The organism is Salinivibrio socompensis S35, assembly GCF_000513715.1.
Lineage (GTDB): Bacteria > Pseudomonadota > Gammaproteobacteria > Enterobacterales > Vibrionaceae > Salinivibrio > Salinivibrio socompensis.
In genome coordinates this window covers 1-15,449 of the sequence record NZ_AQOD01000105.1, presented here as the reverse complement: position 1 = coordinate 15,449, position 15,449 = coordinate 1, and the positions used below count along the sequence as shown (strand labels likewise).

Genomic DNA, 15,449 nt, shown 5'->3' with positions numbered 1-15,449 from the left:
TGGGTGTGAAGATTGCTTGACCCATGGTCATTGCGATCGTCGCCGTGACTACTTGAAAGCGGCTGCCGATCTCTTGGTCGATGATTTGGCGTGGATGCGGGATCAGTGGGCTGAGGGCAACAAAGACAATTACCGTGCGAGCTACTTGCCGATTCAAGTGAAAATGGTCTGCGTAAAATGCTATTTGGCATGGGATCGCTGTCGCTAGGTGAGCTCGCGGGTGAGCGGATGAAAGTCGCGCTAGAAGCCAATTCAACCGAAGATGAGCACGATTGTTTTTCTGACAATACGCATAATTCGCATTTTTATAACGAGCAAGGCATTTACAATGTCATGACAGGTACGTACCAGCGCGTGGATGGTAGCACCTTAACGGGGCCGTCAGTCCTTGATTTGGTCAAAGACAAAAACACGGATGCTGCAGAGGCGATTAAAGCCAGTTTTGAGCAGGCGCAGCAGCAAGTTAAAACCTTGGTTGTTTCGGCGGAAGAGAATAACGTGCATTTTGATCAGCTGATTGCTGCCGGTAATCGCGAGGGGAATCAACTGGTCAACGCGTCAATCGCGGCGTTAGTGGATCAGACCAAGCATATTGAGCAAGCGGCACAAGTGATTGGTATTGATAACCTCAATCCAGATACCGCCGACCATCAATTCTAAACGGCATATTATTATAGTCAGCCCCGCGAACCGGGGCTTTTTTTGCTTTGTCAGGACACATTATGAAGCCCAATGTCATTGCTTGCCTTAACGTGACATGTCTTACTTTCTTCGTGACTACCTCCGCACTCGCATTCGAGCGCACATCCGGCGGGGGAACGACCGTCACCAAGGAAGGGCCGAACGCCTTCTCCCAACCCGCCGCCAACTTACCGATGAGTGAGCGCATTGATTTCAGTGTGGGTAACAGTTTTTTTCGTAATCCTTGGGTAAGCGCCCCGGCATCGACCGATGCGCGTGATGGGCTCGGACCCTTATTCAATACCAACGGCTGTCAGAATTGCCATATTAAAGATGGCCGAGGTCATCCTCCTTCCCCGGGGGATACCAACGCAGTATCGATGTTGGTACGTTTGAGTATACCGGCAGTGAGCGAAGCGGAGCGGCAGAAACTGATCCAATATGGCAATATTCCCGAGCCTAATTATGGGGGGCAACTGCAAGATTTTGCATTACCGGGGGCCAAACCGGAAGGTAAGGTAGCGATCAGCTACCGTGCGGTACCGGTGACCTTTGAAGACGGTGAAACCGTGACATTACGCCAGCCGGACTTAACCATTACAAACCTTAATTATGGCCCGATGGCCGACAATGTGCAGTTGTCAGCGCGGATTGCGCCACCGATGATTGGTTTGGGGTTGCTGGAATCGATCCCCGCAGAGTCGATTTATGCGCTTGCCGATCCTGATGATGCCAATGGTGATGGCATCTCTGGGCGGCCTAACCAAGTGTGGGATCTCGACAAGCAGCGTACCGCGCTTGGCCGGTTTGGCTGGAAAGCGGGACTACCGACCGTCAACCAACAAAATGCAGCCGCTTTTAATGGCGATGTCGGGCTAACAACCTCCATGTTTCCTCATTACAATTGTATGCCGTCGCAGTCGGTGTGTGAGGACATGCCCAACGGTGGCGAACCGGAAGTGAGCGACAATATTCTTGGCTTTGTCGAATTCTATGCCCGCCATTTGGCGGTCCCCGCGCGCCGCAATGTCCAAGACCCTCAAGTCCAGCAGGGSCAAAATATGTTTGTCAGTGCGGGGTGTAACGCTTGTCATGTTGGATCGTTTACCACCGCGAAACGCCCAGATCTTTCGGCACTCAGTGAACAAACGATTCATCCCTATACTGACTTGCTATTACACGATATGGGAGAGGGGCTGGCGGATCATCGCGGCGAATTTATTGCCAATGGTCGAGAATGGCGAACCGCCCCCCTATGGGGAATTGGCTATACCAAAGAGGTCAATGCGGAGGGTACCTATTTACATGATGGCCGCGCGCGCACTCTGATGGAAGCCATTTTATGGCATGGAGGCGAAGCGGCCAGCGCCAAACAGCGTGTATTGGCGATGCCAAAAGCGGAGCGTGATGCCTTGATTGCGTTTTTACGCTCGTTATAAAACACTCATTATAAAAACACGATGCTGGAGTTTGTCGCATGCGTTTTCGATTCAATCCTATTATGGCGCTCTCTTTAAGCGCCACGGTGTTACTCGGCGGATGTTTATCTCAAGCTGAGACTGGGCCAAATCATGGCCTGTGGCAACGACAAAAACAAAGCAGTGAGCAGTTTCTCTCTGCGGCCACAGCGCTCGCGCAGACCACCCAATCGGTCTGCTCTCAGGAGACTGATATAGATAAGGCTCGTCAAGCGTGGAAGACGGTAATGGCCGCTTGGATGCCTTTACAAGGCGTAGAGAAAGGCTCAGAGCAGGCCTTGGCACAAAGCTGGCGTATTCAGTTTTATCCTGACAAAAAGAATACCACGGGACGAAAAATCAATGCGTTGCTGGCCAGTGATACCCAATGGACTGCAGAGGCATTGGCCGAGCAAAGTGTCGCCGTGCAAGGTGTCGGTGCGATGGAGTGGTTGCTCTATGATCCACAAGCGGATTTAACTCGGCCGAAACACTGTCAAGTTGCCATCGCAGTGAGTGGGCGATTGCAGCAGAGTGCCACGGCATTAAACCAAGCCTGGCAGCAAAATCCTTGGTTGGGGATGCCGCCGTCAATGGCGACGGCTGAAAAACTTGGCGCATTGACGCATCAGCTGGATTATGTGCTGAAAAAACTGGCTGGCCCTTTGGGCAAACCTGGTTTTCCTAATCCTTATCAAGGAGAGGCTTGGCGATCTCGGCACTCTCTCACATTATTAAGCCAAAGCATCAAAGCGATGCAAATCCAATATCACGCCGAGGGTGGCATAGAGCAAGCGCTGCGTGAGCGAGGCGATGAGACGATCGCGGATCGTGTCAGTGCGCATTGGCAACTGGCCTATGACAGTGTACCCAAAGATGGCGAACCCCTATTCGATAGGCTTAATAGCGTCGCTGGTTACCGTGACATGCTCACCGTGTATAACAATCTTGAATATCTCAAGTTTGTTCTTGGCGGTCAGGTCGCCCAAGATTTAGGTATTATCGTAGGGTTTAATGCATCTGATGGCGATTAGTTTAAAGCGACGCCGTTTATTAAAGGCGGCGCTAATGGGAGCGACGTTACCCACCCTCGTGAATGCACTGAGTGGTTGTCGTGGTAATGCGGCGGCAGCACGGTGTGAGTTGCTTGGCTGTGCGCTGAGCAGTGATGGATCCTTCGCGGTGGTTGGCGCTGATCGTTCTGGACAGCCTACTTTCCGCCTTCCATTACCCGATCGAGGCCATGGTGTGGCCGCCCAGCGGCAAGGTGTTGGAACGCTTGGGGTGGCGTTTGCTCGTCGCCCGGGTGACTTCATGCAAGTATTCGACTATCAACAAGGTGTGACGTTGTCACAGGTTGCGGCCAGTTCAGATCGTTATTTTTATGGCCATGGTGTCATTTCTGATGATGGTCAGTGGCTTTATACCACCGAGGGTAAACGTCAAACCAGTGAAGGCGTGATCGGCGTTTATCGACTGAGTTCGCAGGGTCAGGTAGATAAAGTGCGTGAAATAAGCGGCTTTGGCATTGGCCCTCATGAGTTAGCGCTGGTGGATGCCAATACCCTCGTGGTGGGTGTGGGCGGCATGCATACCGATGGCCGCACAGTGCTAAACATCGATTCGATGTCACCCGCTTTGGTGTACATTGATATCGGCAGTGGCAAGGTGGTTGAGCGTGCTGAGCTGGCGAATAAGAAGCTTAGTATTCGTCATTTAATGGTGTCAAATGAGGGCTATGTGGTGACAGGGCAGCAATACCATGGTTCGGATAACGCCCCATTAGTCGCGATTCATCGCCGTGGTGAGCCAATGGAAATGCTCAATGCCACACCTGAGCAGTGGTCTCGGTTTAATAACTACGTGGCCAGTATTGCGACACTCAATGGTTGGATTGTGGCTACCTCACCCCGAGGCAACTGTTACGGTATTTGGTCATTAAATAGTGGTGAGTTACTTGGATTACATCCACTTGTCGATGCTTCTGGCGCCAGTCGCGACGGTGAGGTGATTAACTTAAGCGCGGGCAGCGGTAAAATGGTGACACTCAATCGCGCACACGATCCGGATTATAAAATGACCCCAGTACGATGGGATAATCACTGGATAACCTTAATGTAATGAATGCGTGATAATGTTTTAAACGGCAGTCAAACTAGACTGCCGTTTTTGTTTCAGTGCTTTGCGTTGGCATGGGTAAAAACAGACGTTAATTTTACCGCTTTGGACGAAAACTTTGCCATAATCATAACAGGAATAAGGAGGAGCGTATGGTGAGAAGGTACGATGCCTGGTTGGCTAACCTTCTGATAGTGTTTTTCTTTTTGGCCAATCCTGTCAAGGCAAATGACGCGAACGAGACGAGCGGGGTGCGGTTTCTGACGGAGCTGCCCATCCCTGATCAAGTAGTGTCTGCTGAGCAGGTTATGTCGGCTGATCAGAGTGGATCGGCTGACGCTCACCGCCAACGCGCCTACCAGTATGCACGAGATTGGCTTGAATCGGCGGCACCGGATGCCACCGTATTGGCCTACACCTCAGCGCTGACTCAAGACTATCTGGATAATGGTTTTTCTCTCATTTGGACGCAGGATGCGGCGCGAGATGAGTTAGAAACGCAAGTGAATGTGATTTCACTGGCAGGTTTTAGTCCTGAATTTGAGTGGCGAGCCTGGCAATTACGACAACTTCGGCAGCAGCGTAGTGATACGGCCTATGATATTTTTGCCACGGATACCGCCTATGCATTGCTTAGCTATTTGAGTGTCGCTCCTGACAAAGGAATGCAATGGTTCTTTGGCGCTTCTCATCGCGCACCGCTTCCTGTTCCTTCGTCGTACAGTCGTACCGCTTTATTTAAGGCGGGACTGGGCGCATCATTTACACGATTTTTGAAAAAATGGCGTCCACAGCATCCACAATATGATGCACTGGTGAAACAAATTGTCCGTTTACAAGGGCAATCACAGTCGGTTTGGCCAACGGTTCAGACTGACAAATACATTTACCCTGATCAAGCGATTGCGACAACCTTAGCGCTTAACTTGGTGGATAATCTACGCTTACAGGGATTTTGGCGCAGCTCAGAGCGCTTGGAAGCGATTAATGGCCATACCGTGCGCTATGGCGGAGACTTGGTTAACGCGGTTGAGCAGTTTCAACAACAGCATGGTTTAGCCGCGGATGGCATCATCGGCCCAGCAACCGCGAAATGGTTTAACTTAGACGCACCATCACGGATCCGATTATTGGCGCTCAATGCAGAAAGGTTGAGATTATGGCCCAACGATACCCCTAATCGGATTGTCGTTAACATCCCTGATTATCGGCTGCACTTATGGCATGAGGATCAGAATGTATTTGAGAGCAAAGTCGTGGTCGGTCGACAATCGAGACGCACGCCGCTGTTTTCGTCTCAACTTGACTCAGTGGTACTGAACCCGAGTTGGAATGTGCCGCGTAGCATTGTGCAAAAAGATATTTTACCCAAACTGGCTGATGATCGGCAGTATTTGTCTCGCAACCAGTATCGTATTTTGCCTAACTGGCAAAGCAATACCCCTATCGATCCGAGTACGATCAATTGGCAAATGGTGGATAGCCGCGATTTTCCTTACCGATTACAACAAGCACCGGGGCAAGGTAATGCGTTAGGAAAGTACAAGTTTAATACCCCCAATAAAAACGCCATTTATTTACATGACACACCAGCGCAAGGCTTATTTAATCACTCACGCCGGGCGTTCAGCTCGGGATGTATTCGAGTGGAACAGGCCGAGCAGTTGGCCGACCTAGTGCTGGATTTGTCTGGTAAACAGTTGTCTAACTACCAAGGATATTTGGACAAAATGCAAACCAAGTGGGTGACGCTACAAACACGTCTCTCTGTACAAACCATTTATCAAACAGCGTGGGTAACAGAAGACGGAGAGCTTGCATTTCGAGATGATGTGTACGCCTATGATGGTCATGCCGAGCGTGAAGTCACCACCCAGGAGCCGAGTTACTTAACCCAGCAACGTGATGTGTCGTTATCGCGGCCACAGTTATCGCGGCCACAGTAGTAGAGAGCCACGGTAGCAAGGATCCATCGTCGTAGGGATTTTGAAGACGTATGGATATAAAACAGTGATAGACATTAAGGATTAGCGCGCCATCAACGCGGATGGCGCGAGAATAGGGTTACTCACAGGCAGAGCTTGGGATGTTGGTCAGGTGCGGCGCAATATAGCGTTGGTAGCGCTTGGGTTTTAAACGCGTGAGATCAACTAAGACTAGGCCATCAATGCAGTCAGCGAAATCGGGATCAACCCCAAAGTCTAAAAATTGTACGCCGCCAGGCTCACATAACTCACTGTACTGCTTATAAAGGGTTGGGATCCCAACGCCGAGATGATCGAGCAGCATTTTTAGCTTTTTCAGGTCGCGGGCATAATTGTTGCCACAAAAGTGGTCGAGTAACTCACTTTTTTTACTGTCGGCGAGTTGATAGGGGCGTTTAGAGCGTGCACAGCTCTTATCGCCGGAAAAGTAGATGCGATAAAAGAATATCAGCAGCTCTTTGGCAGGTTGTGGCATGGCATTGCTGATGGTAACAGGCCCAAATAAATAACGGTATTGTGGACGTTCAGCTAACAGTGCGCCAATCCCTAACCATAAATAATCCAGGCTTCGTTTCCCCCAGTATTTGCTGAACAAAACTACGGCCAAGCTCTAACCCTTGGTCAAGAAAAGGCTGCATCCCTTGCTCATAATCGAATAGACTTGCGCTGTAGATCCCCTCAACCCCTCGATAGGCGAGGGTGGCGTGAGTATCACACAAACGGTAAGCGCCGATGATATCAAGCTCAACCGGGTCCCAAAGGACTAAATGCCAATAGTCTTGATCGTATTTATCGAGATCGCGGCGCTGACCTGTGCCTTCGCCCACGGCACGAAAAGCGACCTCGCGCAATCGGCCAATTTCTCGCATGACCGGCGAGTCCGCTTGGTAATCCAGCAAATAAATGAGCTTGCCATCAGGTGTTTGTCCGAGTTGCTGGCCTGCAGCGAGTGTGCGTTTAAGCGCTAATCGTGGCTCCGGTGAGGCAATCGCTGTTTCGGTGGGAAATAAGCCTTTTTTACCCTTGGCGATTCGATAAAGGTGTTTACGAAAGAGTTTAACCCGTGTTTTTACCGGGAGGTTGGCGCTGGCACTGTAGCTGTGGTGTGGGATTAATTCGCCTACTGTAAAAGCGATGGTGTTGTTCTCTTGTCTAAACATCTCTTCAACCAGGAGCAGGGTTGATAGCGGCTTATAGAGCATAGACGCGCCGTAAAAACGGGCAGAATTTCGTCCCTGAACATGAATAGGCAAAATAGGAGCGTTAGATTTACTCGCCATACGTAAAAAGCCAGGGTGCCAAGCGCCGTCTCTAATCCCTGTTGGCGCGACACGCGAGACTTCACCCGCCGGGAAGATGATCAGTGCGCCATCGTGCTCTAGCCATTGCGTGATCTTTGTCAGGTTCTGTTTGGGCGTGTGACCGCCCATATTATTCACTGGCAATAGGCAACTGTGGAGCGGGTCGACTTGCATGAGGAGTTCGTTGGCCATCACTTTAACGTCTGGGCGCACTGAGCGTACGAGCTTAAGCAGCGCTAGCCCATCCAGTGATCCGATCGGGTGGTTAGCGATAATCACCACCCGCCCTGATTCTGGGATCCGCTCTTTTTCCCTGTCGCTCACTCGGTAGCTAAAATTAAAATAGTCCAGTACCTGCTCAATAAACTCGAACCCTTGCAAGTGCGGATAGCGTTTAGCAAACGCTTGAAACTCTTGTTCATGAAGTAAACGTTTTAGGGTTTGCCTGACCGGCCGTTTAAGCCAGTCGCGTTGTTCTAACTGTGGGTAATGTGACGATAGTACTTTATCAACATCTAACATAAGCAGCCCTGCATGCAACAATGCGTTTGTGAGGTATCTAGATATCCTTGTCTTAGCCTAGAGAGTGAAGGTGACATCTCCTTGGCAGCATAGTTGCAAACTCATGACAGCATGGCATAGTGAGGTCCGTATTTACGTCGTTATCGGCGGCCACCGTACTTTTACAACAGGAAGGCTAACTGCATGGCGTTGCATTATGAAATTGTGCCGGTTACGGCATTTCAACAAAATTGCTCGATTATTTGGTGCGACCAAACTCAAGAGGCGGCGATCGTTGATCCAGGTGGTGACGTGGCTAAAATTCGCCAAGTGATCCACTCGCTCAATGTGACAGTGACGAAAATTCTTCTCACCCACGGCCACTTAGATCATGTGGGTGGCACAGTAGAGCTTGCCAACGCGCTCGATATCCCGGTGATTGGCCCACACAAAGAGGATGCGTTTTGGTTACAAGCATTGCCTGCGCAGGCACAAATGTTTGGCTTTGCCCACGCGGAGCCGTTTGATCCGGATCAGTGGTTGGTTCAAGGTGATACGGTCACCGTCGGACAGCATACCTTGTCGGTGTTATTTACCCCAGGCCATACACCAGGACACATCGTGTTTGTAGATGAAAAAGGACGCACCGCCTGGGTGGGGGATGTGCTATTTAATGGTGGTATTGGTCGTACCGATTTTCCTAAAGGCGACCATACTACCTTAATTGACGCCATCAAAAACACGCTGCTCCCTGTGGGTGATGACGTCACGTTCATTCCCGGCCATGGGCCCACCTCAACACTGGGCCATGAGCGTAAAACCAATCCCTTTCTCACCGGTGCCTTCTAGCGCTGTCACTTGGTTGGCCTGTGCTCAACGTGCAGGCTTTTTTATTATTCAGCACTGGACTATTCAGCACTGGCGGCAGCCAGATAGCGTCTTGTCATGCCGATAAAGTCTTCTATGGGGCGGTCGAGTAGGTCCTCGCTGATAAAAATGTCATAGCCCAGCAATTCACGCATATATCGCATCCGATTGGCTAACATTGCCATGAGGCCTTTATAAAGCACACCGTTAGCCCCTTGATACGGGGTGTCATCAAACATCATATCTTCCAATGGCTTACTGGGTTTATTCCCCGCACGACGGTAGGCTGTGATCAGTAATGCCCGTTGCGTCATGATGATATGCGTCACCATTCTCAGGCTAATGCTATCTAATAATGCATCATAGTGTTTGATTTTAATCCCAACCCATGGAAGTGGCTCGCCAAGGCCTTGCTGGTGGATATGTGGGATCCTACTGTTTCGATATTGCGCCATTTAAGCGCCCAACCGCCACGAAAACTGTGATGCTGTATATGCATAAACGAGAGCGAAAACGACAGTTGGGCGCGTTGTAGGAGCTTATGAATGGCATATAAAATGGCGCCGATAGCGATCAGGCCGATAATGCCTTGCCCAAGTGATAAGGAGGGTTGGATTAAAAAAAAGCATACTAATGCAAACGCGACAATCATCGCGGTGAGCATGCTCCACCGTGCCGCTTCAAATTGAGGAGGATAAATTTTTATCGTTTTTAATGCATCCATGATCATCCATTACACGCCGTCTATCAATTGGCGAGCGCGAGCGTTCATTCACTGTTTATGGTCTAAGTGTACGCGTAAGATGTCTGATTAGTTTGCCTAAAAAATACTGAATAGGTAAACATTTGTCGCTGAATGTCACGAACTTTACACCGACTAAGGGACGCTTACCTACAAAAGTGAGCTGAAATTTGGTATAACACGCGCTTTGTTTTTCACTCGCTGCCTTCAGCAAGCCTGAATGTAGTGCATCGGAGTAGGATGATTGAATGAAAATTTCTCACAAGCGTAAGGTACAAGGTAAACTCAACAAGCGTGTTAAGGCATCATCGCCAGCGCGTCAACGCCCCGTAAAAGTGGACCCCGTGATGGCGACTAAATCGGCGGTAGCCACTGCAGCCAACGCATCGGTTGCAGTGGCCGTGTCGTCATTCACCCCCAAGCAGCAGCAGGTTTTGGATATTGTTAAAGCTAATTCTGACGGGATTAATCCTAAAGGAATCGGTCTAGCTGCAGGGCAAGAAGACAGCAAAGCCGCCTCTTGGGCGACAGGCGCGTTGAAAAAACTGACCGAAGAGGGCGTCGTAGAGCGCGTTCAAGTGGCCGCCAACAAGGTGATTTACAAAGTATCTTGATCAGCGTTTGCCCATCCGCTTAAGTCTTTCATGAGCCGGTCTCATACTTAAGCGGATGTTCTACAACGTCTCCCACCTGAATCTTCTCATGTCACACATGCTAAAAAACGATGTTACTTTTCAATAATTTGTTTTCTTTCCGTTAAAAAATACTTTCTAGATTGCCTTGTGACTCGCGTAAAGCATGATCGAGTGCAAAATATTGTATAATCTCCCAGACATCTGTTTAAAACTGCTTATAGTGAGTGTATCCATTTACGTTTTAGTCTGGAGGTAAGCCATGGATGCGCTGTCTACCCAGCTGAAAGCCCCCACAGAAATCGTGTTCGATTACACCCACTTTTTGTGTGAAAGTCAGCAGCCTGATTGGACCTTTTTCGATATTTTCCGAAGCTTGTTGCCGGTGTTTAATACTGTGCTTGAGCACCAGGCTGGCGAAGACCAATCCCCTCTATCGGCTCAAGAACGCCTTCAGAAAGACGCCGCCCGAGTGATGTCAGTGCGTCATACCGATACGACTAATTTGATCCAACTGGCCAGTTTGCTCGTGCGCAAGGCATTAAAGAACTCACTGTATTAATGCCTTATGCTTTAGAGTATCGGCAAATGGACGCGATAAGCCACCAAGCAAGGGCGCAGCTCGAATACAGTAATGAAAACCGTGAGTGGGTAAGGTTCACTTTCACACAAGACGCAGAGACTTGCCAACACTGAGCTCCATATACTAGTTGTTAATGACGTTGCGTTAACACTGGATCCACACGTGCGACCCATTGTTTATTCTGCTCGTAGCAGGCTAATCGGGTTGATGTTGGCGTAAATGCAATGATCGCACACGATGTCTCTGCGGCCAGTGCGGCGTCAATCAGCGCTTCATCATCAAACCCACTGCGACGATGGATGATTCTTACCTGTGTGGTATTAATTCCCCAATGACTGAGCTGTTCGGCGTTTAATGAACGGGGCGGATTGATAATCGTAATCCATTTTTGCTGTCGAGCCTTAAATGCTAACGCCTGTAACACCATCCGCCAATGTGAATGATTTAGTGTCTGTCCGTTCAACACCGAGGGAGAACAGGTTAAATGACGCATTCCTGCTGGAGTGTGAGTCGTTGATTGAGTTAACACATTAGATCTCGCGTCCATAAGGCACCTGTATATATCACCATTACTGTATATATAAACAGTAATGCTTTGTGGGCTAACTCGCAAGTTATCAGGTGACTAAATTGTGATCAGGATCGTGAACCTTTCTCGCACGTTTTTTAGCGATTGCTAATGAGATTGATTTAATAACTTGCTAAACTGGCCCTTTATCACCGCATTGGAGAAACAATGGAGCAAGAATTTTGGCATCAGCGTTGGCTGAAAATCAGATAGGGTTTCATAGAGACAGTGTGCACCCTATGCTCCAGTGTTACTGGTCAGCACTTAGCCCTACGCCCGATGAGACCGTACTGGTGCCTTTGTGTGGCAAATCCATTGATTTAAATTGGTTAGCGGAAAAACATGAGCATGTGATTGGTGTGGAGTTGAGTGATATCGCTGTGCGGGCTTTTTTCTCGGAAAACCTCTATACCCCACAAGTTTACCGTGCGCCCTCGGGCCACAGCCATTACTGTTTTGATGAGCTAGAACTGATCAGTGGTGACTTTTTTACCGCACGCTTGAGTCCGGTCCCTCTGATCTATGATCGTGCCGCCTTGGTCGCGATGCCGCCTTCGATGCGGGATCAGTATGTCCATCGTGTTCGTGATCTTTTGGCGCCGGGTGGCCGTCTGTTGCTGATCACCTTGTTCTATTCGCAGGCCGATGATAATCCGCCGTTTTCCATCGATACGTCGATCGTGGAAGATGCATTTTCAGGGCTCAATATTCGGTTATTAGATACGCAAATCGAGCCTGAAGGTGACCGAGGTGAGCAAGTCTGGTTGATTAAAGCCAACGCGTAGTAGTCGGTTTGGTAGGGTCATTATCGGATAGCGCCGCTTTGCGCTAGACGGTTTTGACTCGAGGTTGGTTATATTGTCGTGATTCCCAGTGGGTAATAAAAAAAACGGCTGCGATAATAATCCCTGCGCCGAGCCATAGCCGGCCAGGTGGGATCCAACTGAATACCAGCCAACCAAACAGAACGTTTAGTGGAAGTTTAGCGTGATCAAATGGTTGAACAAACGAGGCATCTGACGCGGCATAGGCTTTGGCAATTGCCCACTGCGCGAGTGCGGTGAGTACCCCTGCGCCGAATAACATCCACCAAGCCGTCGCCGATGACGGCAGTGTCCAGTCGGGTACTGCGAGCAGCAGATTAAATGGCGTGATCAACAAAAGCAGGTAAACGACCATCGTGGTCGGCGGATCGTAGGCCGATAGTCGTTTCACCATTAATGAATAGGTTGCCCAAAAGAAAGCCGCCCCTACTGGCAGTAACGTCGCCCACGTAAAACCGCTTGACCAGGGTTCAAGGATAATCATTGCGCCACAAAAGCCGGCGAGTGTGGCTAGGCTGCGGGCGATACCGACGCGCTCACGAAGAAACAGGCCTGATCCGACGGTTGCGAACAGCGGCGATGTCATCAGAAGCGCAATGCCTTGCCAAATGGGAACTGGGTAAGCGAGCGCCCAAAGCCAAAGTTGGATCCCGATGACAGAAATAAACACCCGCAAACAGTGTTGCCCAAGGTGCTGGGTTTTTAAGGACTGGCGGATACCTAATTGCTTTAACCATGGGAGCATCGCCACTAAGGCAATGGCATATTGAATAAAAGCAACGGTCGTCGAAGGCAAGCCCAACTTGAAGCTAACATACTGAGAAAGGCTGTTGACCATCGCAAAACATAGGCCAGCAGTGAGCATCCAGGCGGCGCCTTGGAGAGGATTATGAACTTGTTTCATTACCGTGACAATCCAAAAAAAGACCCACGGATAGTAGCGCAAATTAGGCCTCAGAGCGATCAAAAATCCCTACTGAGGCCCAAGCGCAGTAACGCGGTTACGCTGAAAGAGTGGAATAAACCAAAGGAATGTCGGGATCAATCGCATCGAGCGTGGCCTGTGTATCAGCAAGATGACTCACGGTGCTGTTTGCCATCTCCACTAGGGCGACTGAACGAATCTCTTCCCAGCGATAACCGGCCATATTGGTGGCAATAAGGGCCACTTGAAGCGGTGGTAGACTGGGGTTAAAGGCCGCATTTTCGGCATACATTCCAGAGAAAAACGCGCCATCATTGGTTTCAACGGCTGCGCCGCTGTAGTTACCCGAATAAGGCGCATGGCTTAAATTGGCCGCATCGGCGGCCGCTTTCAGCAGAGGAATATCAATATCGTCTGTGAGTAACTGGTGTGGCTCGTCAGTCAATAAACGTGATTCAACGCCCAAGTCGGCAGGACCAAAGGAATCTGGCAAATACGCATGTAACAGTTTTGGAACCATTTTTGGTAGCTGAACAGTGAGCGACTCTGCACCATTGAGCTCATTCATAAACTGACGACAATGGCCGCATGGGCTGTAGTTGATCGTGATATCGGTTAACCGGGTTGCGCCTTTGGTCCATGCGTGGCTGATTGCGCATTGCTCCGCGTGAATGGTTTGGCCTAATTGCACGCCTGTAAACTCAATATTCGCCCCCAGATAAAGGGTGCCGTCTTCGCCACGAACGATAGCGCCAACATTAAACGTCGATATGGGGGTCACCGCATAAGCCGCCGCTATCGGCAATAGCGTAAGACGCAATGCAGCACCTGATAGGCCACTTTCGACTTCCATTTTTGCCACTTGCTCAGGTGAAAATGTTGCACCAAAGTTTGTGTCAGTTATCCAGTCAGAGACAACGCGTTGTAATGCGTCGGGCAATTGTGTCAGTGCATCGGTTAGTGCAGTTCGCATAGCATCACTTCTTATTCTTTAACGGAGGCTCAGTGTAGAGAACCACTCCTGATAATTGTGTGATTAACATCACGCATAGTATGCAAGACTGAATTTGTTGCTAAAAGTTAGAGTGACATCAATATTTTTAAATATCGGCATGGAGCTAGGTGATGGAATCTACTCAGCACCACATAAACGAATCTAGACCGTTGCGGAAATCTATTCAAACACGTGATGAGATATCGCTGCTAGGGTTGCCAGTCAACGTAGGGACGATGAACTTTGCGGTATTCACGTGCTAAATCGCCGCTCTCACGTAAACGCGTGATAAGTTGTGTTAAGTAGGTATCTATTTCTTCGCCAGCTTTACCTTTTGGAATAAAAAACACGTCCGGTAAATCCGCAAAATGCGCACGCTCAATGCCATTGAGTCCCAGCGCTTTAAGCGTCATATCGCTTCTTCTTGTCGCCCAGATGAATGCATCAATGCGTCCTGACGCTAGCCGTTGCAGAGACTGCTTTATACTGTGAGAACGAAGGACCTTAAATGGCATATAGTAAGGGACGGCCTCAACACGATAAAGTGAAGGATTACTCAATAAGGTTTCGACGGATAAAGGGAACGCTTTGTTTGTATAAAGAATATGGGTGACATGGCCAAAGGACACCTCACTAAATGAAAAAGGCAAGCCTGCGACCTCACCGGGAGGGCGAACGGCGGGCAAACCAAAATCAGCTTCTCCTTGCACTACACCATTAATAGCACGATGAATAGGATACACCTCGATTTCTATTTCAGTGGCTGGGTCTTGGGCGTCTAAATAGCGAATAAACTCAACAAACGCACCTGTCTTGTCAAGGTTGATCAGGCCCGGTAACTCACCAAGGTGGGCAACATATGTTTTCTCGACGTTGTCATTGGCGTAAATAGATTGGCTAGTGAGTAAAACGAAAACCAGCAATAAAACGAAGCGTTTATGCAGCATACTCCACCTTTGTGTCAGTATAACGTATTACTTTACGTGTGTGGACGGATGTAATATCCGTGTACTTAGCCCTGAGGGATCCCCTCATAAATCTGCCAGTGCACAGCCATCTTTTAAGAGCTGCTGGGCTAGAACCACCGCCGCAGCTAAGAGGTGTTGAGTTATAATTTCGTAGTCTGGTCGCCTGAGGACTTCCATACCTAACCGGACGGTAGACAGGACATTTCGATTTCTGACTGTATTCGCTTGAAAGTGCCTGTCCCATCCTTGCTGCTGCGCATGTATTCCTGCCAGCCAAACATGAGTTGCAGCATTAAGCTATCA

General features: G+C 49.4%; 15 protein-coding genes and 2 pseudogenes. 9 read left to right on the top strand and 8 right to left on the bottom strand.

The annotated features are described in order from the left end of the window. The 5 genes and pseudogenes from DZ54_RS21350 to DZ54_RS21345 all read left to right on the top strand — a co-directional run. Positions 1-660 (top strand): annotated as a pseudogene (locus tag DZ54_RS21350) (imelysin family protein); the annotation flags it as partial. Positions 661-722: 62 nt separating this feature from the next. Continuing rightward, positions 723-2,120, top strand: a complete 1,398-nt coding sequence (locus tag DZ54_RS0111875) for a di-heme oxidoreductase family protein (RefSeq protein WP_025674293.1) — start codon at positions 723-725, stop codon at positions 2,118-2,120. Between the two features lie 38 nt (positions 2,121-2,158). Further along, positions 2,159-3,172: an imelysin family protein gene (locus DZ54_RS0111870; protein ID WP_025674291.1), complete on the top strand. Its 1,014-nt coding sequence runs from the start codon at positions 2,159-2,161 to the stop codon at positions 3,170-3,172. Positions 3,173-3,206: 34 nt separating this feature from the next. After that, entirely contained in the window at positions 3,207-4,259 is a 1,053-nt protein-coding gene (locus DZ54_RS0111865) for a DUF1513 domain-containing protein (RefSeq protein ID WP_240473991.1), read from the top strand. 149 nt (positions 4,260-4,408) lie between these two features. Beyond that, the gene (locus DZ54_RS21345) at positions 4,409-6,202 is read left to right on the top strand and encodes a L,D-transpeptidase family protein (protein WP_025674289.1); all 1,794 of its coding nucleotides are present in this window, start codon (positions 4,409-4,411) and stop codon (positions 6,200-6,202) included. Between the two features lie 118 nt (positions 6,203-6,320). Here DZ54_RS21345 and DZ54_RS26165 read toward each other — a convergent pair whose 3' ends face one another. Beyond that, positions 6,321-6,848 (bottom strand): hypothetical protein, encoded by a 528-nt coding sequence (locus DZ54_RS26165; RefSeq protein WP_240473990.1) that lies wholly within the window; start codon positions 6,846-6,848, stop codon positions 6,321-6,323. Then, on the bottom strand, positions 6,766-8,064 hold the full coding sequence (olsF, locus tag DZ54_RS21340) for a bifunctional ornithine lipid synthase OlsF (RefSeq protein WP_240473989.1): 1,299 nt from the start codon (positions 8,062-8,064) through the stop codon (positions 6,766-6,768). Before olsF ends, DZ54_RS26165 begins: the two co-directional genes overlap by 83 nt. A 183-nt stretch (positions 8,065-8,247) precedes the next feature. Here olsF and DZ54_RS0111850 point away from each other — a divergent pair, with 183 nt between their 5' ends. Continuing rightward, positions 8,248-8,892 (top strand): MBL fold metallo-hydrolase, encoded by a 645-nt coding sequence (locus tag DZ54_RS0111850; protein ID WP_025674288.1) that lies wholly within the window; start codon positions 8,248-8,250, stop codon positions 8,890-8,892. Positions 8,893-8,951: 59 nt separating this feature from the next. On the opposite strand, the gene DZ54_RS21335 is transcribed toward DZ54_RS0111850, so the two are convergent. Beyond that, entirely contained in the window at positions 8,952-9,365 is a 414-nt protein-coding gene (locus DZ54_RS21335) for a DUF2982 domain-containing protein (protein ID WP_240473988.1), read from the bottom strand. 535 nt (positions 9,366-9,900) lie between these two features. Between DZ54_RS21335 and DZ54_RS0111840 the strand changes: the two genes are divergently transcribed. After that, positions 9,901-10,266, top strand: a complete 366-nt coding sequence (locus DZ54_RS0111840; RefSeq protein WP_025674286.1) for a hypothetical protein — start codon at positions 9,901-9,903, stop codon at positions 10,264-10,266. Positions 10,267-10,546: 280 nt separating this feature from the next. Further along, positions 10,547-10,846 (top strand): hypothetical protein, encoded by a 300-nt coding sequence (locus DZ54_RS0111835; RefSeq protein ID WP_025674284.1) that lies wholly within the window; start codon positions 10,547-10,549, stop codon positions 10,844-10,846. 151 nt (positions 10,847-10,997) lie between these two features. Here DZ54_RS0111835 and DZ54_RS0111825 read toward each other — a convergent pair whose 3' ends face one another. Next, a complete protein-coding gene (locus DZ54_RS0111825; RefSeq protein WP_128080517.1) occupies positions 10,998-11,414 on the bottom strand; it encodes a hypothetical protein in 417 nt (138 codons plus the stop codon). A gap of 203 nt (positions 11,415-11,617) precedes the next feature. Here DZ54_RS0111825 and DZ54_RS21330 point away from each other — a divergent pair, with 203 nt between their 5' ends. Beyond that, the gene (locus tag DZ54_RS21330; RefSeq protein ID WP_240472711.1) at positions 11,618-12,220 is read left to right on the top strand and encodes a class I SAM-dependent methyltransferase; all 603 of its coding nucleotides are present in this window, start codon (positions 11,618-11,620) and stop codon (positions 12,218-12,220) included. Between the two features lie 43 nt (positions 12,221-12,263). Here the strand turns inward: DZ54_RS21330 and DZ54_RS0111815 are convergent, their stop codons facing one another. From DZ54_RS0111815 to DZ54_RS24230, 4 genes and pseudogenes are all read right to left on the bottom strand, one after another. Then, positions 12,264-13,163, bottom strand: coding sequence for a DMT family transporter (locus tag DZ54_RS0111815; RefSeq protein WP_025674280.1), 900 nt, complete (start codon positions 13,161-13,163; stop codon positions 12,264-12,266). 97 nt (positions 13,164-13,260) lie between these two features. Next, positions 13,261-14,157 (bottom strand): cytidine deaminase, encoded by an 897-nt coding sequence (gene cdd, locus DZ54_RS0111810; protein ID WP_025674279.1) that lies wholly within the window; start codon positions 14,155-14,157, stop codon positions 13,261-13,263. A 230-nt stretch (positions 14,158-14,387) separates the two neighbouring features. Next, complete coding sequence (locus tag DZ54_RS0111805; RefSeq protein WP_025674278.1) at positions 14,388-15,125, bottom strand: hypothetical protein; 738 nt, start codon at positions 15,123-15,125, stop codon at positions 14,388-14,390. An 84-nt stretch (positions 15,126-15,209) separates the two neighbouring features. Beyond that, positions 15,210-15,422: pseudogene (locus DZ54_RS24230) on the bottom strand (IS4 family transposase); the annotation flags it as partial. Positions 15,423-15,449 lie beyond the last annotated feature (27 nt).